Annotated in this window: 26 protein-coding genes; 18 read left to right on the top strand and 8 right to left on the bottom strand. The window is 55.1% G+C overall.

The window, feature by feature from the left end:
• From HK26_RS11360 to HK26_RS11350, 3 genes are all read left to right on the top strand, one after another.
• Nucleotides 1–867, top strand: an 867-nt coding sequence (locus HK26_RS11360) for a L,D-transpeptidase (RefSeq protein WP_180539531.1), incomplete at its 5' end; no start/stop codon positions are given.
• Between the two features lie 71 nt (nt 868–938).
• Nucleotides 939–1,913 carry a bifunctional enoyl-CoA hydratase/phosphate acetyltransferase gene (locus HK26_RS11355; protein WP_086639887.1) on the top strand — a complete coding sequence of 325 codons (975 nt, stop codon included), beginning with the start codon at nt 939–941 and terminating at the stop codon, nt 1,911–1,913.
• A gap of 28 nt (nt 1,914–1,941) precedes the next feature.
• Complete coding sequence (locus HK26_RS11350) at nt 1,942–3,147, top strand: acetate/propionate family kinase (RefSeq protein ID WP_086639886.1); 1,206 nt, start codon at nt 1,942–1,944, stop codon at nt 3,145–3,147.
• 19 nt (nt 3,148–3,166) lie between these two features.
• Here HK26_RS11350 and HK26_RS11345 read toward each other — a convergent pair whose 3' ends face one another.
• Complete coding sequence (locus HK26_RS11345; protein ID WP_086639885.1) at nt 3,167–4,099, bottom strand: helix-turn-helix domain-containing protein; 933 nt, start codon at nt 4,097–4,099, stop codon at nt 3,167–3,169.
• A gap of 237 nt (nt 4,100–4,336) precedes the next feature.
• Between HK26_RS11345 and HK26_RS11340 the strand changes: the two genes are divergently transcribed.
• The 4 genes from HK26_RS11340 (at nt 4,337) to HK26_RS11325 (ending at nt 8,623) form a co-directional block, all read left to right on the top strand.
• Nucleotides 4,337–5,302 carry a thiamine pyrophosphate-dependent dehydrogenase E1 component subunit alpha gene (locus HK26_RS11340; protein WP_086639884.1) on the top strand — a complete coding sequence of 322 codons (966 nt, stop codon included), beginning with the start codon at nt 4,337–4,339 and terminating at the stop codon, nt 5,300–5,302.
• A gap of 26 nt (nt 5,303–5,328) precedes the next feature.
• Complete coding sequence (locus tag HK26_RS11335; RefSeq protein WP_086639883.1) at nt 5,329–6,360, top strand: alpha-ketoacid dehydrogenase subunit beta; 1,032 nt, start codon at nt 5,329–5,331, stop codon at nt 6,358–6,360.
• Nucleotides 6,361–6,363: 3 nt separating this feature from the next.
• Nucleotides 6,364–7,485, top strand: a complete 1,122-nt coding sequence (locus tag HK26_RS11330; protein WP_086639882.1) for an acetoin dehydrogenase dihydrolipoyllysine-residue acetyltransferase subunit — start codon at nt 6,364–6,366, stop codon at nt 7,483–7,485.
• Between the two features lie 274 nt (nt 7,486–7,759).
• Nucleotides 7,760–8,623: a transporter gene (locus HK26_RS11325; protein ID WP_086639890.1), complete on the top strand. Its 864-nt coding sequence runs from the start codon at nt 7,760–7,762 to the stop codon at nt 8,621–8,623.
• A 39-nt stretch (nt 8,624–8,662) separates the two neighbouring features.
• Here the strand turns inward: HK26_RS11325 and HK26_RS11320 are convergent, their stop codons facing one another.
• Nucleotides 8,663–9,997 (bottom strand): Nramp family divalent metal transporter, encoded by a 1,335-nt coding sequence (locus HK26_RS11320; RefSeq protein WP_086639881.1) that lies wholly within the window; start codon nt 9,995–9,997, stop codon nt 8,663–8,665.
• 269 nt (nt 9,998–10,266) lie between these two features.
• Here HK26_RS11320 and HK26_RS11315 point away from each other — a divergent pair, with 269 nt between their 5' ends.
• From HK26_RS11315 to HK26_RS11270, 9 genes are all read left to right on the top strand, one after another.
• A complete protein-coding gene (locus HK26_RS11315; RefSeq protein WP_086639880.1) occupies nt 10,267–10,761 on the top strand; it encodes a peptide deformylase in 495 nt (164 codons plus the stop codon).
• Nucleotides 10,762–11,045: 284 nt separating this feature from the next.
• A complete protein-coding gene (locus HK26_RS11305; protein WP_086639878.1) occupies nt 11,046–11,543 on the top strand; it encodes a hypothetical protein in 498 nt (165 codons plus the stop codon).
• Nucleotides 11,530–12,003 (top strand): hypothetical protein, encoded by a 474-nt coding sequence (locus HK26_RS11300; RefSeq protein ID WP_086639877.1) that lies wholly within the window; start codon nt 11,530–11,532, stop codon nt 12,001–12,003. Before HK26_RS11305 ends, HK26_RS11300 begins: the two co-directional genes overlap by 14 nt.
• 15 nt (nt 12,004–12,018) lie before the next feature.
• On the top strand, nt 12,019–12,444 hold the full coding sequence (locus HK26_RS11295) for a hypothetical protein (RefSeq protein ID WP_086639876.1): 426 nt from the start codon (nt 12,019–12,021) through the stop codon (nt 12,442–12,444).
• Complete coding sequence (locus HK26_RS11290; protein WP_257640987.1) at nt 12,441–12,803, top strand: hypothetical protein; 363 nt, start codon at nt 12,441–12,443, stop codon at nt 12,801–12,803. Before HK26_RS11295 ends, HK26_RS11290 begins: the two co-directional genes overlap by 4 nt.
• 62 nt (nt 12,804–12,865) lie before the next feature.
• Nucleotides 12,866–13,276 (top strand): hypothetical protein, encoded by a 411-nt coding sequence (locus HK26_RS11285; RefSeq protein ID WP_143296350.1) that lies wholly within the window; start codon nt 12,866–12,868, stop codon nt 13,274–13,276.
• Nucleotides 13,273–13,554 (top strand): hypothetical protein, encoded by a 282-nt coding sequence (locus HK26_RS11280; RefSeq protein ID WP_086639874.1) that lies wholly within the window; start codon nt 13,273–13,275, stop codon nt 13,552–13,554. Before HK26_RS11285 ends, HK26_RS11280 begins: the two co-directional genes overlap by 4 nt.
• A 7-nt stretch (nt 13,555–13,561) precedes the next feature.
• On the top strand, nt 13,562–14,317 hold the full coding sequence (locus HK26_RS11275; RefSeq protein WP_086639873.1) for a hypothetical protein: 756 nt from the start codon (nt 13,562–13,564) through the stop codon (nt 14,315–14,317).
• A 325-nt stretch (nt 14,318–14,642) separates the two neighbouring features.
• Nucleotides 14,643–15,029 (top strand): hypothetical protein, encoded by a 387-nt coding sequence (locus HK26_RS11270; RefSeq protein ID WP_086639872.1) that lies wholly within the window; start codon nt 14,643–14,645, stop codon nt 15,027–15,029.
• A gap of 277 nt (nt 15,030–15,306) precedes the next feature.
• On the opposite strand, the gene HK26_RS11265 is transcribed toward HK26_RS11270, so the two are convergent.
• From HK26_RS11265 to HK26_RS11240, 5 genes are all read right to left on the bottom strand, one after another.
• On the bottom strand, nt 15,307–15,741 hold the full coding sequence (locus HK26_RS11265; protein ID WP_086639871.1) for a hypothetical protein: 435 nt from the start codon (nt 15,739–15,741) through the stop codon (nt 15,307–15,309).
• Nucleotides 15,741–16,181 (bottom strand): glycoside hydrolase family protein, encoded by a 441-nt coding sequence (locus HK26_RS11260; protein ID WP_180539529.1) that lies wholly within the window; start codon nt 16,179–16,181, stop codon nt 15,741–15,743. The genes HK26_RS11265 and HK26_RS11260 overlap by 1 nt, the downstream gene beginning before the upstream one ends.
• 802 nt (nt 16,182–16,983) lie before the next feature.
• Complete coding sequence (locus HK26_RS11250; RefSeq protein WP_086639868.1) at nt 16,984–17,358, bottom strand: hypothetical protein; 375 nt, start codon at nt 17,356–17,358, stop codon at nt 16,984–16,986.
• Between the two features lie 58 nt (nt 17,359–17,416).
• Nucleotides 17,417–18,106 (bottom strand): aspartate/glutamate racemase family protein, encoded by a 690-nt coding sequence (locus tag HK26_RS11245; protein WP_257640986.1) that lies wholly within the window; start codon nt 18,104–18,106, stop codon nt 17,417–17,419.
• Nucleotides 18,107–18,166: 60 nt separating this feature from the next.
• Nucleotides 18,167–18,898 (bottom strand): aspartate/glutamate racemase family protein, encoded by a 732-nt coding sequence (locus tag HK26_RS11240; RefSeq protein WP_086639866.1) that lies wholly within the window; start codon nt 18,896–18,898, stop codon nt 18,167–18,169.
• A 114-nt stretch (nt 18,899–19,012) separates the two neighbouring features.
• On the opposite strand from HK26_RS11240, the gene HK26_RS11235 reads away from it, so the two are divergent.
• Nucleotides 19,013–19,846, top strand: coding sequence for an AraC family transcriptional regulator (locus tag HK26_RS11235; RefSeq protein WP_086639865.1), 834 nt, complete (start codon nt 19,013–19,015; stop codon nt 19,844–19,846).
• 260 nt (nt 19,847–20,106) lie between these two features.
• Here the strand turns inward: HK26_RS11235 and HK26_RS11230 are convergent, their stop codons facing one another.
• Nucleotides 20,107–21,369 (bottom strand): cation:proton antiporter, encoded by a 1,263-nt coding sequence (locus HK26_RS11230; protein WP_086639864.1) that lies wholly within the window; start codon nt 21,367–21,369, stop codon nt 20,107–20,109.
• 177 nt (nt 21,370–21,546) lie between these two features.
• On the opposite strand from HK26_RS11230, the gene HK26_RS11225 reads away from it, so the two are divergent.
• Nucleotides 21,547–22,923: a transposase gene (locus HK26_RS11225; protein ID WP_086639863.1), complete on the top strand. Its 1,377-nt coding sequence runs from the start codon at nt 21,547–21,549 to the stop codon at nt 22,921–22,923.
• Nucleotides 22,924–22,996: the final 73 nt, after the last annotated feature.

The following is a 22,996-nucleotide window of genomic DNA, read 5'->3' as shown; positions in this document are numbered from 1 at the left end:
GCTCCTGCTCCTGCTCCTGCTCCTGCTCCTGCTCCTGCTCCTGCTCCTGCTCCTGCTCCTGCTCCTGCCGTGGCACTGGATGACACGCAGATACAAGCGGAAATCAACCGGCTTAGATTGCTTTTCCAAAAGAATGTGCCGGTCGCTTTTATGCCGACCAATGCACAAAAAGCGACATGGCTAACGCTGGCGCGCCAGCAGACCAGTCAGTCTGGTTATGCCATTCAAGCTCCACAAACCGTTGTTATTGCAGACCGTAACCCCGGCGTGCAGCGAGCCTGCATTGTGGTGGCACGCCCTGACACACAGGAGTGGGACATTATTGGCTGCACCCGCATATCCACCGGCACAATCGGTCGCAAGCACCACTACATTACGCCATTAGGTATTTTTACCAATACAGCCGACCGACTGGGCTACCGCGCGCAAGGCACCAAAAACGAAAACGGCATTATGGGGAATGGCACCAAAGGCATGCGGGTTTGGGACTTTGGGTGGCAGGTCGCGGAAAAAGGCTGGCTCCCAAGCCGCGAACAAGGCCCTATACGCTTGGAAATGCATGCAACAGACCCTGTTTTTCTGGAACGTCAACTCGGCCATATGGCTTCTGCCGGGTGTATTCGCATTCCCGCATCACTGAATATTTTTATTGATAAAAATGGCCTGCTAGACGTTGAGTATGAACGAAAAGCCGCAACAGACAGGCGTTTTCAGGCGCTCCTGCGCACAGACAGAACGCCCTCCACTCTGGCTGGCATGGCCGTTATTGTTGTGGACAGCACGCCCCTGCCACCACGCGTGACCACAGCGCAGAACCAATCACCCAATCTTGTTTCTGCCAAAATACCCAATTCGCCTATTCATTAAGCCCAGAGCATGGTGCGGCATGTGTTCCAGCTTCCGCACATGGGAATAGGCAGATTGACGCATACAACGCTATGATACAGAGCACGCCCCTTTGCGCGACCACGGCAGGCAAGCCCACGTCACATCAGGTGTTTACGGACCTCATACACCGTGCTCGGGTACACGCTCCCGTACCTTTTGCCGTTGTCTGGCCGTGCGAGGAGCACGCACTGGCAGGCGCACTTGACGCCGCCAAAGGAGGGCTGATCCAGCCTGTGTTCATCGGGGATGAGGCCCGCATTCGCGCAACAGCACAAAACAACCAGCTTGATCTACGGGCCTACCAGATCATTCCGGCCCCCACGCCTGAAAGCGCTGCCCAAAAGGCCGTTGAGCTTGCAAAAGCCCACCATGTGCAAGGCATTATGAAGGGGAGCCTGCATACAGATGCGCTGATGCACGCGGTTGTATTACCCAGCAATGGTTTGTGCACAACGCGCAGGATCAGCCATGTTTTTTTACTTGCTGTGCCTGATTACACAAATCTGCTGTTTGTTACGGATGCAGCGATTAACATCTTCCCCGATCTCGCAACCAAACAAGACATTGTTCAAAACGCCATAGACCTGCATATCGGCCTTGGCCTCGGGCAGCCCAGAGTTGCCATTCTTTCTGCTGTGGAAGTCATCAACCCTAAAATTCCCAGCACGCTGGATGCTGCAAGTCTGTGTAAAATGGCCGAACGCGGCCAGATTACAGAGGGAATACTGGACGGCCCGCTGGGCATGGATAACGCCATAAGCCCAGAAGCCGCCAGAATAAAAGGGCTCGTATCCCCTGTTGCAGGTCGGGCACAGATTCTGGTGGCCCCAGACCTGGAGGCTGGCAATATGCTGGCCAAAAATCTGATCTTCATGGCGCAGGCAGAGTCAGCAGGCATAGCTCTGGGGGCAAAGGTGCCCATAGTGCTGACAAGCCGGGCAGACAGCGTACAGGCCCGTCTGGCTTCCGCAGCAATCGGGGCTCTATACGCCAGACATATGGCGGAACAGCAGGACGTATTGTAGGCGACCAATACCACACGGGAATATACCCATGTCCAATATTATCATTGTATTTAATGCTGGCTCATCCAGCCTAAAGTTTACTGTTTTCCAAATAACAGACAAAACAGTCATCCAAAAAATGATCAAGGGCCGGATCGAGTATGATGCCGATACTTTCCATTTTTTTGTCCATGACGAGAACGATCAGCTCATTGACCAAACAACACAATCACAACAAAGTACAAACTCACTGCAATATCTGTTAAACTGGCTGGCAGAACATGAGGAAGGCCGGCATAATATTATCGGCATAGGTCACAGAATTGTACATGGAGGTGCCAATTTTTTGGCCCCTACACAGATCACCCCGGCAATTCTGATGCAGCTTGAAGCACTCACCCCCTTTGCCCCGCTCCATCAGCCGCAAACACTGGCACCTGTCCGCACCATTGCAAGCTATCAGCCAAAGTTGCCACAGATCGCGTGTTTTGACACAGCTTTCCATCGCACCATGCCTGATATTGCCCGCCTTTTACCACTTCCACGCCAATACGCACAAAAAGGCGTCATCCGGTATGGGTTCCATGGCCTCTCCTACGACTACCTTACTCAAAGGCTCAACCAGATCGACCCACAACTGGCAAAAGGGCGGACCATTTTAGCCCATCTGGGAAGCGGAGCCAGCCTGTGCGCGCTCAAAGAAGGCAAGAGTGTTGAAACCACAATGGGTTTTTCCGCACTGGATGGGCTGATGATGGGGAGCCGATGCGGCATGATCGACCCGGGCGTACTGCTGTACATGCTCCGGGAGGAAAAAGCGGACTGGGACACCCTTGTAAACACACTCTATCACCAATCTGGCCTGCTTGGCGTCTCTGGCGTCTCCTCGGACATGCGTGCGCTACGCGAACACTTGCAGCATGAGGGAGACCCGGGCTTACGCACCTCTATTGAGCAGGCACTTGCCCTGTCTTCCTACCGTATTGTTGAGGAAATTGGTGCTCTTGCTGCCATTATGGGAGGGCTGGATGGCCTGGTTTTTACCGCAGGCATAGGCGAGCATGATGCGCAGCTCCGTCAGGATGTCTGTCAGGCACTTGAGTGGTTGGGGCTTAAACTGGATGTTCAGGCCAATATGCAGCATGCCAGCATTATCACGCACGCTGACAGCAGCATTCGGGTGCGTGTCGAACCGACACACGAGGAACTGGTGATCTGCCAGAATGTGCTGCCTTTTGTACAGGACCGGTTATAATCTGGCTTCACCACTCATCTTATGCGGAGGGTGCGGGGTTAAGAGCTTTCAGTTTTCGGTACAAGGTAGAACGACTAACGCCCAGCAAGCGTGCGGCTGGCGCGATTTTCCCCTGTGCCATCGCCAGCGCTCCCTCTATAACCGCGCGTTCCGCTTCCTGAAAATCCGGCACCCCGGTGGCTCTGGCCCCAAGGTCAAAGCACACACTTGCAACATCTGTATTATCTATGCCCAGCATGATGCGTGCGGCATAGGTTGCACCCACCACAATGCGCGTATCATCCAGCGCAATCATGGGAAGAGAGATGCCTTGTCCTTCCCCCAGTAGCAAAACGGTCTTATTACGAAACGCCTCCAGAAAACTTCGGCGCTCCAGCCTGCGGGCCGCGTCAATCAGCACGGCTTCCATCATTAAAGCAGCTCGGCCTGAGGGATCGGAGCGAATGGAACTGGCGTCCAGCGCCCCAGCCACGCTACCATTAGGGCCATAAAACGGTACGGCAGAACAGGTCAGGTAGCGCAACTCCGTACACCAATGCTCATCACGATGCACCGTAACAGGCTGCCCTTCTACCAGACAGGTACCTATTCCATTGGTTCCGGCCGTGGTTTCGGCCCAGTTTGCGCCCGGCCACAGATGCCAGCGGCGGCAGCCTTTTTCAAACGGTGGAGCACCACGCCTTGCCACCACAATACCTGCGGGGTCTGTGAGCAGCACATTATAATCCAATGTAGAGACAATACCGTGCAGCCGGTCCAGCTCGGGGTCAGCTATTTTCATGGTGACACCCATGCGCTCACGGGCCTGACGCAGCTCGGCAGAACACAGGATGTCCTTACTCAACATACTGTCTGTCGTAATACCGTAATCATCCGCACAGCGGCGCCATGATTTTCTGATGACGGGGGACAGGCTGGACCACACGCCAGAAGACAAAGCAATTGAGTTCATTGGGACACACCAATCCGTATAACTAGCCTGACATGTATTACGTTTCGGATATGCGACACTTTTCCTCTGGTATTCTCAAATACGCGTGAGAGGTTTTTTGTGTCGGCTTATCCCCACCCGCATATCACCCCATAACTCAGCGCATACCCAGTTCGCACATCTCTTTTCCGTGCGGAATGGGACGGAGAACTCCGTTTTATTTTCCACGCCATACGGCACAACAGCCCGGGGGCAGATATGCAGATCGCACACGACATTCTTCTGCGTTCCTACCGTTCCATGCGCACAATCCGCGACTTTGAGGAACGTCTTCATGTTGAATTCGCTACCGGAGAAATTCCGGGGTTTGTTCACCTGTATTGTGGTGAGGAGGCATCCGCCGTTGGTGTTTGCGCACACCTGAGCGAGACAGACACCATAGCCAGCACACACCGTGGCCATGGCCACTGCATAGCCAAAGGCGTTGGCGTAGATGGCATGATGGCCGAAATCTATGGCCGCAAGAGTGGGGTCTGCCACGGCAAGGGAGGCTCCATGCATATTGCCGACCTCTCCCTGGGTATGCTGGGCGCCAATGGCATTGTGGGCGGAGGCCCCCCTTTGATCTGCGGTGCGGCGCTCTCTCACAAAGTGCTCAAAGATGGTGGGGTTGCGGTTGCATTTTATGGCGACGGTGCCTCCAACGAAGGAACAACGCTGGAAAGCCTGAATCTGGCCATGGTCTGGCAGCTTCCCGCAGTTTTTGTCTGTGAAGACAATGGGTATGGGGAGGCAACAGGGGCTTCCTACGCCTGCGCTGGCACACAAAAGGCGCGTGCCGCAGGTTTTGGCATGCCTTATTTTGACTGCGACGGCACAGATTTTTTTGCTGTTTACGAGGCCGCAGGTCAGGCCATAGCCCATGCCCGCGCGGGTAATGGCCCGGTGATGCTGCATGTCAATCTGGCACGCTGGTACGGCCATTTTGAAGGGGACGCCATGACCTACCGGGTCAATGGCGAAGTCGCCAGAGAAAGGGCAGAGCATGACTGCCTTAAAAACTTCCGGCAACGCGTAACCGAAGTAAGCCTGCTTGAGCCCTCCGCACTGGACGAGATTGACACCAGCGTAAAGGACGAAATCGAAGCCGCCGTAAAAGCCGCCAAAAGCGCCCCATTACCCGAACCAGCAGATTTGGAAGCAGACGTTTACGTCTCTTACTAAGCCCGCCCGCACAATGGAGAGTCATCATGTCTAAAAAGAGCTTCCGTCAGGCTATTAACGAAGCCCTGCGGCAGGAAATGCAGCGTGACCCACGCGTTGTCCTTATTGGGGAAGATATTGCAGGCGGGCAGGGAGGAACTGCGGGCATAGTCGATGCATGGGGCGGTGTTCTGGGTGTTACCAAGGGATTGTACACCGAGTTCGGGGCTGAACGTGTATTTGACACCCCCATCTCCGAGGCATCCTATATTGGTGCTGCCGTGGGTGCTGCCGCCACTGGCCTGCGCCCCGTTGCGGAACTGATGTTCGTGGACTTTGTAGGCTCCTGTCTTGACCAGATCATGAATCAGGCGGCCAAATTCCGTTACATGTTTGGGGGCAAAGCCCGGACACCACTGGTCATCCGGGCGATGTATGGCGCGGGTTTTAACGCGGCGGCACAGCACAGTCAGGCCCTGTACCCACTTTTTACCCATATTCCGGGATTGAAGGTTGTTGTTCCGTCCTCTCCCTACGAGGCCAAAGGTCTGCTGATTGAGGCCATCAGGGATGATGATCCCGTCATCTTCCTTGAAAACAAGGTGATGTACGACGATGAGGAGGACGTGCCAGACGAGCCATACTCCATCCCCTTCGGTGAGGCCAACCTGACGCGTGAAGGTGATGATGTGACCATTGTGGCATTCGGCCGCATGGTCAATTTTGCCAACGAAGCGGCTGACAGACTGGAAAAAGACGGCATAAGCTGCACAGTCATAGACCCGCGCACCACATCCCCGCTGGATGCCGCCACCATACTGGAATGCGTGGAAGACACCGGACGGCTGGTCATTGTTGATGAATCCAGCCCGCGGTGCAACATGGCAACGGATGTGGCCGCACTGGTCGCCGAGGAAGCATTTGACGCACTGAAAGCCCCTATTCGTCGGGTTGGGCCACCACACACTCCCGTACCTTTCGCCACCGTACTGGAAAAACTGTACCTGCCCGATGCTGCCCGCATTGAATCAGCAGTTCGTTCCGTCATGGCCTACAAAAAAACCAAGCAGGATGCCTGAGCAATGACAGACCTTATCACGCCCATAACCATGCCCAAGTTTGGCCTGGCCATGACTGAAGGCAAAATTGCAGGCTGGAACATTGCCCCCGGTGCGCACGTGGACGCAGGGCAGGAAATTGCAGACATAGAAACCACCAAAATCACCAATGGCTACGAGAGCCCGGCCGCAGGCACATTACGCCGCCAGATTGCTGAAGAGGGCGAAACACTCCCTGTCGGTGCGCTACTGGGTATTCTGGCAGAACCTGCGGTCAGTGATGCAGAAATTGACGCATTTATCGCTAAGTTTCAGGCTGATTTTTCATCCGACAGCGCCACAACCACACAGGCCGAGCACGCGGATCCCTTTATGGTCAACGTGGGGGATCTAACACTTCGAGTGCAGGAGGCAGGGCAGGGGGCAGAAACACCTTTGCTGTTCATACACGGTTTTGGCGGGGACCTGAGCAACTGGATGCTCAACCAGACTACTCTCTCCGCAACACGCCGCACAATCGCGTTTGACCTGCCGGGACACGGAGGGTCGTCCAAAAATGTAGGAGAGGGCAAACCGGCAACATTTGCCGTAACGGCTGCTGCATTGCTGGATAAGCTGGATATCTCAAAGGCACATGTTGTTGGCCACTCGCTCGGAGGGGCTATAGCACTTGAGCTGGCAAAAGCTTTTCCGCAGAAAGTAGCCTCTTTGTCTCTCATTGCACCAGCCGGGCTTGGCCGGGATATCAACATGGCTTTTATTGATGGGTTTATTACGGCAGACCGTCGCAAGACCCTTGAGCCAGTCCTGAACTATCTGGTGCATGACAAAACTCTTATCTCCCGCAAAATGATTGAAGATATCATTCGCTTCAAACGTCTGGATGGCGCCGTTCTGGGCTTGCAAAATATTGCCGCTGCCTGCTTCCCCAATGGCCAGCAAGCGGATGACCTGAGGCCTGTTCTGGTCAGTTTTGATGGCCCTGCGCAGATCATATGGGGAGCTGATGACGAAATCCTGTCCCCCAATAGTGCAAAAGACCTGCCTGCAACAATCAAGGTCACTCTCCTTCCCCAGACCGGGCATATGCCCCAACTGGAAAAAGCGGCAGACGTTAACGCAGCGATTACCGCATTTATAGACTGATCACATTATTCAGTAATTCTGAAAAAGCCTTGCAGCATTCAAGTGTGCTGCAAGGTTTTTTATTGGGCTGACCGCCGCTGCGCATAAACCAGCAGGTTATCAAACTACAAACATTCCGTATCATAAGTGGAACAGTTTTTGGGTCTTGCGAACACACCCTCGTGAGTTAATACGCATTATGACTATGACATATTCATTTATTTCCACATGAAAGATGCAAAGCAGATGATGGAGATATTTGATGCTGTTTGGCAAAAAACCGCAACAGTTCATAATGACCCTGAGCTTGTGCGGCGGGGGGCTGTTGTTAGCAACGCCATCTCCACTTCAGGCTGCGGACATTACGCTGGGCATTATCGGCCCGCATGAATACGACCTGCCGGTGGACTACAAACCCTTTAACGTGCTGGTCCAGTATGGCAATGGCAATGCTTCTGGCAATACCTATACCAGCACCGGCCAGCGTGTGCCTGCTCATGGTGGCAGCCATACATGGTCCGGTTTGACCAAATACGTGCATTTCCGCACTTTTGATGCGCTCCCACATGTTGGTTTTGCTTTTGAAGTCATACAATCCGAAAGCTATACGCTGGCGGGGGGAACCAGTTACGGTGGCCTTGGCGGCACAATCGTTGGGCCTGCAGCGTGGTTTAAGCCCAATGCGCACAGCACTCTTGGTTTTCAAACATTCATGCAAACGCCTTCTGGCACGCGTGACAGTTTGGCCTCCGGTTACTGGGCCAATATATCCAGCATTATTTTTGACTATGAATGGAAGCATTTTAGCTTTGACGGTGATGTGGGTACAGTCGTCGGGTCTACAAAACACAAGACCAACGAACATAGTTACTCACCCGGTGTCGTCTTTTACAGCAACCTGAGATTTAGCTGGAAAGCGACAAAACTCGTCGAACCTTTTTTTGCATTCGACTGGCAGAATGTGGGCGGCACATACGACCAGAGCGCACATTACGATGTCGCCAACTCCAGCAGCCGGGAAATTGCACCGGGTTTGGGCATTATGTTCAATATCAGCCGTACAATCAGCTTTACTGCCCGTTATGCCCATTCCATCGAGGGGAGAAACACGCCAGAAACGAACGCCTACTACGTCAAGTTTCTCTACCTATGGCCATAACCCAGACCTCCCTAAATAAAGAGGGAGGCGGCATGTATTTTAAAATACCAGCGTATCGTAGAGCAGCTTAAAGTTGAGGACCAGAATAACCCCCGCCACAAGCCATGAAAACACGGCCAGTGGTCTGGAGATAACAAAGCCCCCCATAAGTTTGCGGTCAGACACAAACAGAACCAGAGGAATAACCGCAAACGGCAATTGCATGGACAACACCACCTGACTGGCCATTAAAAGCTGGCCCACGCTGGAACTGCCATACAGCATTGTCCCAATTACCACTGGCACAATAGCCAGTCCGCGGGTCAACAACCGCCGTGCCCAATGTGGCAGTCTGAGATGTAAAAAGCCTTCCATCACAATCTGCCCGGCCAGCGTGCCCGTAATGGTTGAATTGGTACCCGCAGCAAGCAGGGCCAGCCCAAACAGTGTAGACGCTACCCCTAACCCCAGGAGGGGAGAAAGCAGATGGTAAGCATCCTGAATTTCGGCCACATCCTGATGCCCGGTTGTATGGAACGCGGCAGCCGCCACAATAAGGATGGCAGCGTTAATAAACAGGGCGAGCATAAGGGCTATTGTACTGTCCCATGTTGCCCAGCGTATGGCATCTTTACGGCCGCGCTCCGTTCTCTCATACGCACGGCTCTGTACGATGGACGAGTGAAGGTACAGGTTATGGGGCATAACCGTGGCCCCTATAATGCCAATGGCAATATAGAGCATCTGTGAATTGGTCAGTATTTCCACAGACGGTTTTAACCCGGCAAAAACCGCTCCCAGAGGCGGGGCCGCAGCAATAAGCTGTACTGCAAAACAAAGGGCAATAACGCTCAGAAGCCCGATAATAAATGCCTCCAGATACCGGAATCCACGGTTCATAAGGAACAGCACCAGCAAAGCATCAAGGCTGGAAATAAGTGTACCTACCAGCAGGGGAATATGAAACAGCAGTTGCAATGCAACAGCGGTACCAATGACCTCAGCAAGGTCACAGGCAATAATGGCCAGTTCACACGCAAACCACAGCAGAATATTCAGAACAGGATGAAAGCGCTGCCGACAGGCCTGTGCAAGATCCAGCCCGGTAGCAATACCCAAACGCGCGGAAAGAGCCTGCAACAGGATTGCCATAAAATTGGATAACAGAATAACAGACAGCAACGTGTACCCAAAGCGCGCGCCGCCCTGTAAGTCAGTGGCCCAGTTACCCGGGTCCATATACCCGACAGACACCATATATCCTGGGCCGACATAACTTAAAAAACGCCGCATCCAGTGGGTATCATCCTGCGGTACCCGGATACTGGCAAACGCTTCTGGCAAGGAATGCCGACTGCTCGCCTGTTCAGGATGAAAAGCTGGTGGTCCCATCATTTTTTGCACTCAGGCCGGCCCCATTGCGGGCCTGCACCGCAGTGTGCCTTGGCCTTGCAATATCCAGCGCCAAAAAAAAGTACTTTATTGGTCCTCATTATTCGAATGTGGCAACACAACTGCCTTTGGGCAAGCCCCTGACGCTTTATTGAGACACATAAATCAGGTGCCACGCCCTGTGCACTTTATTGGATTTATGTCGCGCGCACGGTAAAACAGACCCCTATCCGGCGAGTGCTACCCAACAAAACCCATCAGAAGATCACCTTATGACCATACACCCCATTGTCTTTTTCCCAGACCAGCGTTTGCGGCAGGTCGCCGCCCCGGTGAGCGTATTTGATAATGCTCTACGCACGTTGAGCACTGATCTGCTGGACACACTACGCGCTGCTGCTGGGCTGGGAATAACGGCCCCACATATTGGAGTTGGCCTGCGCGTGGCCGTTCTGGATCTCCCGCAATCCAACGCCCCACAAATATATATTAACCCCGAAATTATCTGGCACTCACAGACCAGTGCGCAAAACGACGAAGGCAGTATTTCCATGCCCGGCATATCCGCACCCGTCCTGCGCCCGAGCGCCATAAAAATTCAGTACGCCGACCTCAGCGGGTGCATGCATATTGAAGAAGCCAGTGGCTTGCACGCAATCTGCCTCCAGCATGAAATTGATCAGCTCAACGGAATTTTCTGGCTGCAAAAACTATCCAGCCTTAGACGTACCCGCCTTATAACCCGTTACGAAAAAAGGAGAGACTGAACACTCTTCTTGCCCAATGCTGAGCATTAACCTGCACGAACGCAGGGCGCAGCTTTGTACCGAAGGAGTTATTATAAAATTTTAGGAGAAAGTGGAGGTCCGGGCGGCCATAGCCAGCGGCACGGATACCACCAGCACGGCATTACCTGCCCAGCCTACGGATGTGATGATGGTCAGCACGTCCACGTCCTGATCCGCACTCTGCTGCCGTATGATTGCCCAACCGCCCTGTGAGGCGGTTTTTTTATGACCGGTGACGAACCCCTCCACAGGATAATTTGAGCATGACTGAAACACAGTGCGCGGGAACCTGCGCGGCTGATGATGATCTGCGCGTGATCGTGGACAGCCACGCCCGCCGCCTTGATAGGCTGGAGGACGATGTGGATACACTCAAGTCTGGCCAGAGCGGCGCCATGATGGAGAAACTGATCTCTGTTGAGGCACAGGGGCAGCGGGAGCGTAACCGGGCTATGGAGGCATCGGACACACGCAAGGCGCTAACGGACCTGACCAAGCAGATAGCCGAGCACACGGGAGCCCAGAAGCGCCAGAACGAACTGAAAGAGCAGGAACTCCGCGCAGTCCGTATCCGTGGAGAAAAGTTCAAAATATGGGGAACGGTCATCGGCATTATCGCCACTCTGGGAGGCATGGTTGGCGGCACGCTCCTTTCCAGCCAGACGTGGGACGACTGGGCCTTTGGGAGTGTGCATTTTCTTCACCGTCACCCACACATGGATGATGGACCGCAGGAGACGGGGCAGCATGACCGGCCTTAACCTCTCCCAGTTTAAAGCCCAGATTGTTCAACCAGTCGTTGTGGCTATGGGGCAGGGCGGGGCTGCCGCAGTCAATCTGCTAACTGGAACGGCACTGGCGGAAAGCGGATTGAGCTATCTGGCACAAATACAAGGGCCAGCACTGGGCTTGTGGCAGATGGAACCCGCAACTCATGATGACTGCTGGACCAACTGGTTGCGTTATCACCCCGACCTTGCCGAGGAGGTTCTGACCCTCGCCGGGATGGTGGCACAACAGCCAGCTGCGACTATGGTCTGGAACCTGCGTTACGCTTGCGCCATGGCACGGATAAAATACCTGCGTGCGCCAGCTCTGCTACCAGCTGCAAACGATGCATCCGCGCTGAGCGCCTATCACAAGCAGAATTACAATACGGCGTTGGGTGCGGCCAATGCGGCCCACAACGTCGGGTTGTTCCAACAGGCGATTGCAGCCTGAGGAAAGGAGCCAGCCATGCGGCTTGCTCTGTTGCGCCATCTGGCATGGCGCCTTTTGACCAGGGAAAAACCTATGGTGGACACACCACCCCAGCCCGCCAGAACGGCTGTGCTGACAGCAAAAGCTGTGAGCAAGCCCACGGTTCTGATCGGGATTGTTCTCAGTATTCCTGACCCATATCGCGAATATGTGCTGCTGGCATGGATTGCCGTAGCGTTAGCCTGCACGGATCTGACACCTCCTGTCGGCCATGGCCGCATGCAGGTTGTTCTGATGCTGGCCTACCGGGTGCTCAACTTTATTGCCTGCAACTGGGGGGCTGCGGCCAACGCGCTGACAACCCTCTGGATCAGTAAGGGGAGCGGTCTTCGCCCCCCGGTTGTGGCAGGGCGGGCAATTGTTCCGTCCAGCCCTTTGGCGCGGGACAGTCCCCCGGAATGATCCTGCCTTTCTCCCCCACCGAACAGCCGCCCAAAGAGGCGGCTTTTTTTATAGAGCAACCCCATATGAACGAACTTCAGTCCGCCACGGCCCTGACCGGTCTGGTCTCCCAGATTGCTGGCAAGCATGAGGATGCCGCGGTTAAGGCCGACCTCAACCTTGCGGGTACGGCAGTCAGCTTGCTGGTGCAAACACTGGTGCCCCGGCTGGATCCTGCACTGGACCTGAACGGGGTGGATACCGCCCTGTCCGAAATTTTCTCCGGCATGACCAAACTGGCTGCTCTGACTGCGGGCAACACGGTTTCCGCGCAGGCAACGCAGTCCGCAGCCACAGACCCCACTCAGGTTTCGGCCTGACCTACCCGCCCCGTTGCAAATGCAGCGGGGCTTTTTTTTGCTTTCTGCCCAAGGGGCCAATGATGAAACTGAGTTCTCTGCGTAATATCCTGCGCTCCGGCACATCCGAGAGCGTTCATCCCGTTCAGGTCGAGGCTGTTGATAAGGGCAAGCGCCGCTTTATGGGGTGTGCCCTCATGTCAGTTGGTGCTCTGCTGGCCGTTGCCACCACGGCCGGCTGCTCTGTCACAACGACAAATGGCGTGACAACCATCACGCTGGATGTGGCAAAGGTGAAGGCTTACGGGCAGGCTGGCCTGAATGCGGCCGCCACCGTGAGCAGCTTCCTGTCTGCCTCCCCAGCGCTCGCGCCTTATGCCGCCGCCATCAGCGTTGCCGATACCGCCCTTACCGGGGCGTTAACCGCATTCTCCGATGCTGCCGGATCCACGCTGACCATCAACTCAACGATGCGTCATGGCAAACCCGTGTGAGCAGCGTTCTGGCTGGCATGACTACGGTCTCCGGGGCGATCAACAGCGCCATTTCCGGGTCAGGCTCCATTCTGTCTGCCACGGTTATTGCCGATGCTAAAACGGCAGATAATGCCCTGATCACCATCATCAGTGTGTTTGAGGCGTTGCTGGGCATTTCCTCCACCCATGCGCCGGTTCGGGCGCGTATGACCCGCGATATGGTGTTTGTTGGGGCTGCCAACCCTGCCACAGGCATGACCGAGGCGAAGGCTCTGGCCATTCTGGGGGTGAAGTAATGCGGCCATGCGTTCTGGTGGCCTCGGCTGGTGTCATTCTGGCCGGGGTGTGGGCCGCAAGGCTCCTGCCGTTCTGGATCGGTCACATATCAATCCAGCCCCGCTCATGTTGGGAAACGACCAGATTGGAGATTGCACCAGCGTAGGGCTGGCCAATGCTCTGCGCGCTACGGCGGCCCTCGGTGGCTTTCAGATCGGTGTGGATGACGACAGCGCTATCCAGTTCTATGCCGAGAGCACCGGATACAGGCCGGGCTGTCCAGAAACAGATCAGGGCGGGATAGAAGTTGAGGTTCTGAGCTTTGCTGCAGGCGTTGGCTACCAGCTTGAAGCGGGTGCTTACTATCCCCTGTGGGGCACAACCGATGCACAGGATCGCAATGCTCTGGCTCTGATTATGGCCCGCCTCGGCACTGCCTATCTGGGTGTCCAACTCGCCCAGTCTGACATGAACCAGATCGAGGCTACCAACGGCGCGTGCGTGCTGGAGGCGGATAACGATGCGTATGGCGATACCACGCCGGGCAGCGCTGGCGGCCATTGCCTGCTGGGCTGGAGTTATAGCGGGCTGTCCGATTCCGACACAGTGGACCTACTGACGTGGGGCACAATCCAGAAGGTCACATGGGGGTGGCTGCACACCCGGATCATGGAGGCCCACGGCCTCGTCTGGCCGCAACTCACGCAGGCCAGCGGCATGTATCCAACCGGGCCAGATATTGATGCGCTCAAAGCGCAGAATGTGGAGTTCCTCACAGCATGACAGTCATTGCATTCACCACCACCGCTATCGCTGGGGTGGCCGTAGGGCTTCTCGGCGGTTTTGCCTTTTATGCTTATGCAGCGAGTAATTCACAATGACCTATCTGATTGCAGCAGTGTGCGGCGTAGCCGGCCTCGTGGTCGGTTTCTTCGCGGGCGTTTACTGGCTCGCGCTTTATAGCCGGACCATAGGATGATGGGGGGATTTGAATGCGGGGAGATCGTCGGGGGCGCATTTGTCGGCCTCGGCACCCTCCTGCTGGCGCTCATATGGCGCTGGCGGGCAAGCGCGGGCAGCTTCTGGGGCCAGCTTACGAAAGGGCAGGATGATGCGGATTAAGGCGCTGGTCTGCCTGCTGGTCCTCTCGGCCTGCGCCAATGTCCCACTACAGGCCAAGCGTGATCTTGTTGGCATGGCCCGGTCTGACCTTATTGCCTGCGCCGGAGTGCCGGATAACGTGGCCAGCCTGCCAGACGGCGAGGTGCTGCAATGGCGACAGGATCAGCAGGTGCAGGGGCCGCTTACGCTCAAGGGGCCGATGAGCTTGGAGCTTGACCTATCCGGCCACGGGACGTGTCACTTTGTCGCCCGGTTGCGACAGGGTCGCGTGGCGCAGGTGGAATACACCGGGCCAAGTGGGACGCTGGTGGGGCCGTACTCGGCTTGCCGGCCTTTGGTGTTGGCTTGTGAGCGGTATATACGGAAGGGTTGAACCAACGGCGCTCATGGGTAGCGGAGAGCCGTTGGCGATATGCTTTTATCATATGAGTAATTTTAGGGGCAGTTAGGGGGGAAAGCAGAAGGTCGGCTTTAGGAGATAATACGATGTCTGGAGAATTTCCACTGAACTCTGGTTCAGCAGAAAGGCGCTGTTTCATCGGTTTTTGCAATAATCTTCACCCATTCAGATGATCCCATCTGAATGGGGTCTGCTCTGGCAGATCCGCAGAGCGTTATGTTTCCGGCCGGGTCACCCGGCGTAGAGATACTCACTTGCGATCATGCCGTTTCGGTTGGCACGATGGGAGGTAGACACCCGCCGAATCTTCGAAGCGATCCGGATCCGCCGTAAGAGGCATGGATACAACATCGTCGCTCCGATGGTCAGTATAGACGAACGTCAAATAGTAAAACTGAGCCTCGATCCGAGGATCGCCATTAAACATCTTGTCCCATTCCAGCAGATCGCGCCGCAACGGCGATCCGCCGCCTCCGCTTCGGGTCCAGACCGCCGACACACAGGTCGAAACACGTTCGACGCGCACAATCAGCCGCCCATTGAGGAACGCTTTTCCATCAAGCTCCTCGTTGAGCACCGTGTTGAGATTGTAGGTCAGCTCCTCCAGGGACTCCGGCCTTGCGCCTGCAAGTGCGGTCCCGCCGACACAGACGACGCAAATGAGACACAGGATAGCACGGATCATCAATATCGTCCTTCCAACAGAAGTATGGCCTCATCATGCCGTCTCCGTACCAGGCCATTCATGATCTTGCCTTTCGAGCGCACCTGCTCCTCGATGATCCTGACAGCCTTAAGCTTGTCGCCGCTGTTGATAGCAGCACGGACACCCGGCCAACCTCTTCCTGGATTGTAGACGAACGAGACGAGCGCGTCGAACTCGTTCTGTGTCAAGTAGGCATGGGTGCCTCGACGAACGATCGCCTCATAGCTCGGGAGATTGACCTGTAGAAGGCGTCTCTGCTGAAGGTCCGACAGATCGACGAGATTTCTGTTATCCTGAGCGAAGCGCCTGGCCGCTTCGCCACGCAGACCGCTCCCCGCCGCCACACGCGACGCCAGACTAGAGTTGATGCCGATATCCCGCAATTTCTGCTCAATCTCAGCCCGGGAACGATCGCGCATGTCATAGCCAGGCCCGAGCGTTACCCCCGACGCCCCGCCCGGCCAGTGCAAACGATTGCTGACGCCCCTTTGCTCCTCATGGCGTTCAATAAAACCGCGTCCTTGAAGCGACATCTTAGTTGCGCTGGGAGCCCATGGTGTTTCTGACGGCGACGGAGTGTGGGACGGATTATAGGGACGATTTGATCCAGACATACTTCCTCATTTCCTGTGGCTTGATGCGACAGATAAGCTAAAAAGTTAATCAGAGAGGCGCGTGACCACGGCCATTTCCGCAGCCCCGAAACCGATCTAACCAGTTCTTCGGTCCGGTTAAGGGTTTTATGGCTTGGCAGATAGCGTCTGACGACGCTGACGAGTTGGTGTTCGCTCACGAAACATGTCAGGGCGAGATGCTGGTTGGTATTCGACATGACGTGTCCTGAAATGCAGACACAAAAAAGCCCGCCGGGTCAGGGCGGGCTTTGCATGTGCGTGAGTAATCCGTGCTATAGTTCTGCCATAGCTATTTCTGGGAGAATTATTATGTTGTGGGAAAGTCCGGCTCAGTGATCGGCATTAGCCGAACCGTATTTAATATATAGCAAAAACCGCGCGCGGATACCAGATGGAAAACAGGCTGGCGGAACTTCACCAATGTCCGGTTTTGCGAACTTTCAGGCACCCGCAAATGTCCGACATGAAGGCGACTGCCGCCAGTCTGCTTAATTCTTGAAGCCGACTGGCAGATTTGGGTGGGCAAACGGAATGTCCGCTTATCGCGGAAAATCGCGCTTCTTCAGACGTTCTAGTTTCCATACCGTCAGCGGCATAACGTGCCAGCAATGCTATCGAGTTGCCGGTCATAAGATGCGCGTTCTGCCGCACCCAGAAGTGTTTGATTGCGCTTGAGGGTGTTCGCATTCGTACGAACAGCCTCAACCTTGCGCCACAGACGATCGGCCAGTCGTTGTGAAATGCGGCGCGCCTTGCGGGCGGTGCCAATGTCCGCCTGAAGGATGTTAGCGCGTTCCGCAATATGCGCCTGTTGCGGATCCGTGATCTCGGCTCCAACAGTGCCGACAAGTTCATGTTGGGCCATCAGGTTGCAAGCAGGATAATCGGTTCTGATCGTTTGCGCACCAGCGGGTGAGGCCAGAAGGTAAATCGCGAGGAACAGTGCCCAGACGGGTTTCATTCTCATATTCCCTGACCTGACTTGATAGTACGTCAACCGTATAACGGATGCGAAATCGTCAATCTTTGAGCGTGAACTCTATCGCGGCCTCAGCGTGGAGCGCTGTGGTGTCAAAGATCGGCACACTACTATCCTCGGGCCTTACCAGCAGCATGATTTCGGTACAGCCCAGAATGATGGCTTCTGCACCCGCTTCGACTAAACGGGCAATGACTGCTTTGTAGGCTGCGCGGGATGCCTCCTTGATCTGGCCTGCCACCAGCTCTTCATAAATAATGCGATGAACGGTCGCACGATCCTCGTCGTTTGGCACGATAACGTCGAGACCATGGTTGTTGATCAGGCGACCTTTGTAGAAATCATGCTCCATCGTGAAAGCCGTGCCCAGCAGGCCAATTTTTGAAAAACCTGCGGCCTTGATCCGCTCGGCCGTGGGGTCAGCAATATGAAGGAGCGGAGTGCTGACCGCCGCCTGTACTGCTGGGGCCATGCGATGCATGGTGTTGGTGCAGATCAGCAGAACCTTGGCTCCCCCAGCTTCGAGCCGCTGCGCCGCATCGACCATTTTTGCACTCAGGCCTTCCCAGTCCCCTTTATGCTGAAGCGCCTCGATCTCGGAGAAGTCGAAAGACCACAGCAGGCAGGGTGCGGATGCAGTCGGCCCACGCTTATTGCGAACGCCTTCGTTGATAATGCGGTAATATTCTGCGGAGCTTTCCCAGCTCATACCGCCGATAAGGCCAATCATGTGCATATTACTCTCTCTTCTGAATGTCAGTGTCGTTTCTTCACAGGTAATGGTGAGCAGTTATTTTGCCAGAGCAAAGTCTACGATGGCCTGAATATGCAGAGCGGTCGTATCGAAGACAGGGAAGTCTCGGAAATCTGACTGGTTGATAAGCAGGAATATCTCGGTGCAACCCAGGATTACGCCTTCCGCGCCATCGGCCCGCAGTGCTTCAACCACACGGAGATATTCGGCCTTGGACTCTGGCCTCAGGTCACCACGAACCAGTTCGTCAAAGATGATACGATCGACAATCTCCTTGTCGGTCTCGTTCGGGACAATCACCTCTACACCAAATTTCTCGCGATAGCGTTTGCGTAGCGCTTCCGATTGCATAACCGGCATCGTACCTAGCAACGCTACGCGGCCTATGCCCGCCTTGCGTATGGCTTCGCCGGTCGGATCGGCGATATGGATGAACGGCGTCGTGCGTCCCACCATGGCAGGCTCGACAACGCGGTGCATGGTGTTGGAGACGCAGGCAATGACATCCACGCGCGCTGCTTCGAGGCGCAGGATCTTGTCCTCCAGATAGGCTGCGGCCTCGTCCCAACGATCTTCGCGCACGAAAGACTGGATGTTCCCGAAATTGACCGATGCGATGATGATCTCACCATTATCCCAGCCACCAAGATGCTGGTTCAGCTGCTCGTTGAGCATCCGATAATATTCGCCAGTCGCCTGATTGCTCATGCCGCCAAGAATGCCGATAGTCTTCTGGCGCAAAGGGCGTTGAGATGAAATCTCATTCATGTCTGGTCGCTCATGTTTTATATACTCTGTGTCCTGCTTAATCGATGCATTCGGGGCGGGATTGGAAAATCCTGCTCTGATGCGTCACAAGGCACAGATTGGAATGAAGGACCGATGGCGATTACCCGAGACAGGTTGAAATTGTGGCGTGATTCCAGCCTGCCGGGCGGGATGGATGTGCTGCGGGCATCCTGCTTCGATTATCGCTATCCTGCACATTCGCATGATGAATTCGTCATTGCGGCATTCGTTCGCGGCGCTCAACGACACCGCATTGCGCGCTATCAAGGCGTCGCTGAGCCAGGTACCGTCATGATTATCCCCCCGGGGGAGGTGCATACAGGCGAAGCTGTAGAATGTGATCTGGGGTGGGATTACTGCGCTTTCTATCCAACCTCCCAGTTTATCGACGCACTGGCGGCAGACATCCTGCCGGGGGCGGGCAACCTCGACTTTGGACGCGACCTTCTCCGCCAGAACACAGACCTCGCCGATAGGCTCTTACAGGCCTCGTTGCTTGCCTCACAGTCTCAGGATCCGCTCGAGCGGCAATGCGCCGTCTATGAAGCGCTGGGTCATGTCATCGTACGGTATGGCGAGCGTACAGGACGATCGGTCAAAGCTGCATCGCGTTCTGCCGATATCCAGAAGGCGCAGACATTTCTCGCAGACGAATTCCACGGACATCTGAGCATAGATCAGGTCGCTTCGGCCGTTGGGATCAGCCAATACCACCTCATGCGCAGTTTCCGTACAGTGACTGGACTGTCCGTCCATCAATTCCTGACACAAATCCGGCTCGGTCATGCCAAGACCCTGCTCGTTCGAGGTGTAAGTGCCGCGCAAACGGCGACGAGCGTTGGCTTTTATGACCAGAGCCACTTAATCAATCAGTTTCGTCGACATTTCGGGGTTACGCCAAAGCAGTACGCAACAGCATCGCATTAGGCAGATCGAATGAACAACTAGCTCACTCTCGTTTGTTTCTGTGGATATGGATCAACCGTGAACTGAGCGACGATATGCACACTGACACCGAGCCGGATCACTAACTAGAGTCGTCTCGCCCAACAACATCATTGTGATTGATGTCTGTGCTTCGTCAGTAAAGGGTGGGTAAACGGAAGGTCGGTATCTGTTGAAAAACATGATAAAGCTGCCATTACTTTCCTCCTTACGGAGCTGCCCTTCAAATAATCAGAGCTGTATTATTGAGATCCATGCGTAGAGGGCGGATAAAGTCTGCGGGCAACCCGCTCCATCGTTAGCCCCTGCACGATGATGGTGAACACGACGACGCCATAACAGACAGGCAGCAGCAGTTCGCGCAAGTTTCCGGGAGGCAACCCAAGCGCCAGCGAAACCGAGATGCCGCCACGTAGACCGCCCCAGGTCAGGATACCAAGAACACGGCCCCGCTCCCATTGCCTGAAATGAACTGGAAGTGTTGAAAACAGCACGCTCAATGCCCGCACGGCAACGGACAGCGGGATCACGGCAAGTGTTGCCAGCACCGTAAACAGATGTGGCGTGATCTCCAGAATTTCAAATCCGATCAGCATGAACAGCAGGACGTTCAGCACCTCGTCAATGAGTGTCCATGCGATATCGAGTTCCTTTCGTGACGCCTCATCGAAAACGGAATGGCTATAGCTTGTTCCAAAGCACAGTCCCGCCACGACGACGGCAATCGCACCCGACATGCCAAACTGGTTGGCGATGCTGAATGTTCCGGTCGCCAGAGCCAGCGATGTCAGCAGATCGATATGCGGATCCCGTTGACCCTTAAGCACACGGAGCGCGATCCATCCAGTCAGTGCGCCCAGCAGACCGCCACCAATCGCCTCGCGGCAAAAGCTCAAAGCAATCTCGGAGGCGGTCACCCCCTGACTGTCCCCGGTCGCCAGCCCGATCGTGACGCCGAAAATCACCACGCCCACGCCGTCATTAAACAGGCTCTCCCCTGCGAAAACAGCCTGAATCGGTCCTGGCAATCCGAGACGCTTCAGCATACCGACAACCGAAACGGGGTCAGTCGGCGCGAGGATGGCGCCAAGGACGATGCACCACGTAAAAGGAATGGTATGACCCAACAGAGGGAAGACGCACCATGCCGCGATCGCCAGAAAGGCAACGGCTAGAACGGTTCCCAGAACAGAGAGAGCAGCCACAGAGGCAAGCTTTGCGCGTAGATGTTCGACGTTTACCTGCGTGGCCCCGGCAAACAGAAGCAGGGACAACGCGCCATTCAGAAGGGCCGTGGGGAGATTAATCGCTCCGAGCACAGACCGTGGGAGAGCCTGAAGGTCATAGGCCGGTATCAACGGATTCAGGATCATGACCAGCAGGGAAGCCAGCAATGAGATGACCAGCACGCCAATCGTCACAGGAAGGCGAAATATGTGGTGATTGAGAATGCTGAACCCTGCCGAGAGGGTCAGAAGCAGAGCGATGAGGCTGATGGTATCCATATCTTCACCGCTGGCCGCTCCTGTCCTCCACGTCAAGAAAAACCGGCAATGGTCCGCTATCAGAGATAGCCTGACTGGGCTTCCATGTCCGAGATGAGGCAATTCTGTTGAAAAAGTCGCTCTTGAAATAATCATGGCTTCCTGATTCAGTCGTCATCAGTCAAGGAGTGTCGGCAGATGATGGGTAAGCGAACCGGGGTTCAGGAAACCCTGTTTTATGGGTTCAGCCTGGAGCAGCATGTACCAGACAATCACCTGCTTCGATCTATTGACCGGCTGATTGATCTCTCCGGAATTCGAGAACATCTTCGTCCATTTTACAGCACAATGGGACGCCCCTCGATTGATCCGGAACTCCTCATTCGGATGCTGTTGATTGGCTACTGCATGGGCATCCGTTCCGAACGGCGCCTGTGCGAAGAAGTACATCTGAACCTCGCCTATCGATGGTTCTGCCAGTTGGGTCTGGATGGGACTGTTCCTGATCACTCCACATTTTCAAAGAACCGACATGGTCGTTTCCGTGAGAGCAACCTTCTGCGTGAAGTGTTCGAGTTGACCGTCCGGCGCTGTATCGAGACGGGTCTGGTCGGTGGGGAAGGTTTTGCCGTCGATGCCAGCCTGATCCAGGCCGATGCCAATCGACGACTGGCTGTTCCGGGAGATGAAGGCCTTCCTCCTGATGCGGCAGGGCGTGCCGTAAAAGAATATCTTGCCGTTCTTGACGATGCTGCATTCGGTGCATCGACACCTGTTGTCCCTAAAAGATTATCTCCTACAGATCCTGCAGCACGGTATTCTGCAGCCACGCCCAATCAGGCGTTCTTTTCATACAGCACCAATTATCTGATCGATCTCAGGCATGCTGTTATTGTCGATGTGGAGGCCACGACATCGGTGCGTCAGGCGGAAGTCACAGCACAGCGTCGCATGATTGAACGGGTCCAGCAGACCTTTGGCTTATGGCCTGAACGTCTGGCTGCAGATGGTGCTTATGGAGATGCCGCCAACCTCGCATGGCTGGTAGAGGAGAAAGGGGTCGAACCGCATATTCCTGTGTTTGATAAATCAGCCCGCAACGATGGGACGTTTGCACGGTCTGATTTCACATTCGATCATGAGAATGACTTTTATACCTGCCCGGGTGGTCATCAACTCCGGGCATCCAATCGGAATTTCACAACACCCCGTTCCCGTGTCGATAAGGATGGCTTCATTCGTTATCGAGCCCGTGTGAAGGATTGCAGTGGATGTGAATTCCGGCAGCGCTGCACACCCAATACACCCGCTCGCAAGATCATGCGGTCCGTGCATGAAGGCGCTCGCGATATGGCGCGGGACATCGCCCAGACCGATGCTTACGTGACATCACGAAGACAGAGGAAAAAGGTTGAGATGCTGTTCGCGCATCTCAAACGCATACTCAAACTGGATCGACTGCGATTACGAGGCCCAAATGGCGCCAGAGATGAGTTCCTTCTCGCAGCAACCGCCCAGAACCTGCGTAAAATGGCAAAGCTGATGCCAGTCATCTCCCTCCAGAGGGTCACCTGAAGGAGACAGCCGCATCAAACTTCTCACAAGCCCAGATCCGCCCGACACAGCAAGCGACTTTTTCAACAGAATT

Origin of the sequence: Acetobacter okinawensis, from assembly GCF_002153655.1 — a bacterium.
GTDB classification, from domain to species: Bacteria; Pseudomonadota; Alphaproteobacteria; order Acetobacterales; family Acetobacteraceae; genus Acetobacter; species Acetobacter okinawensis_A.
The sequence above is the reverse complement of the archived record's forward strand: the minus strand, read 5'-3'. Positions and strand labels throughout refer to the sequence as shown.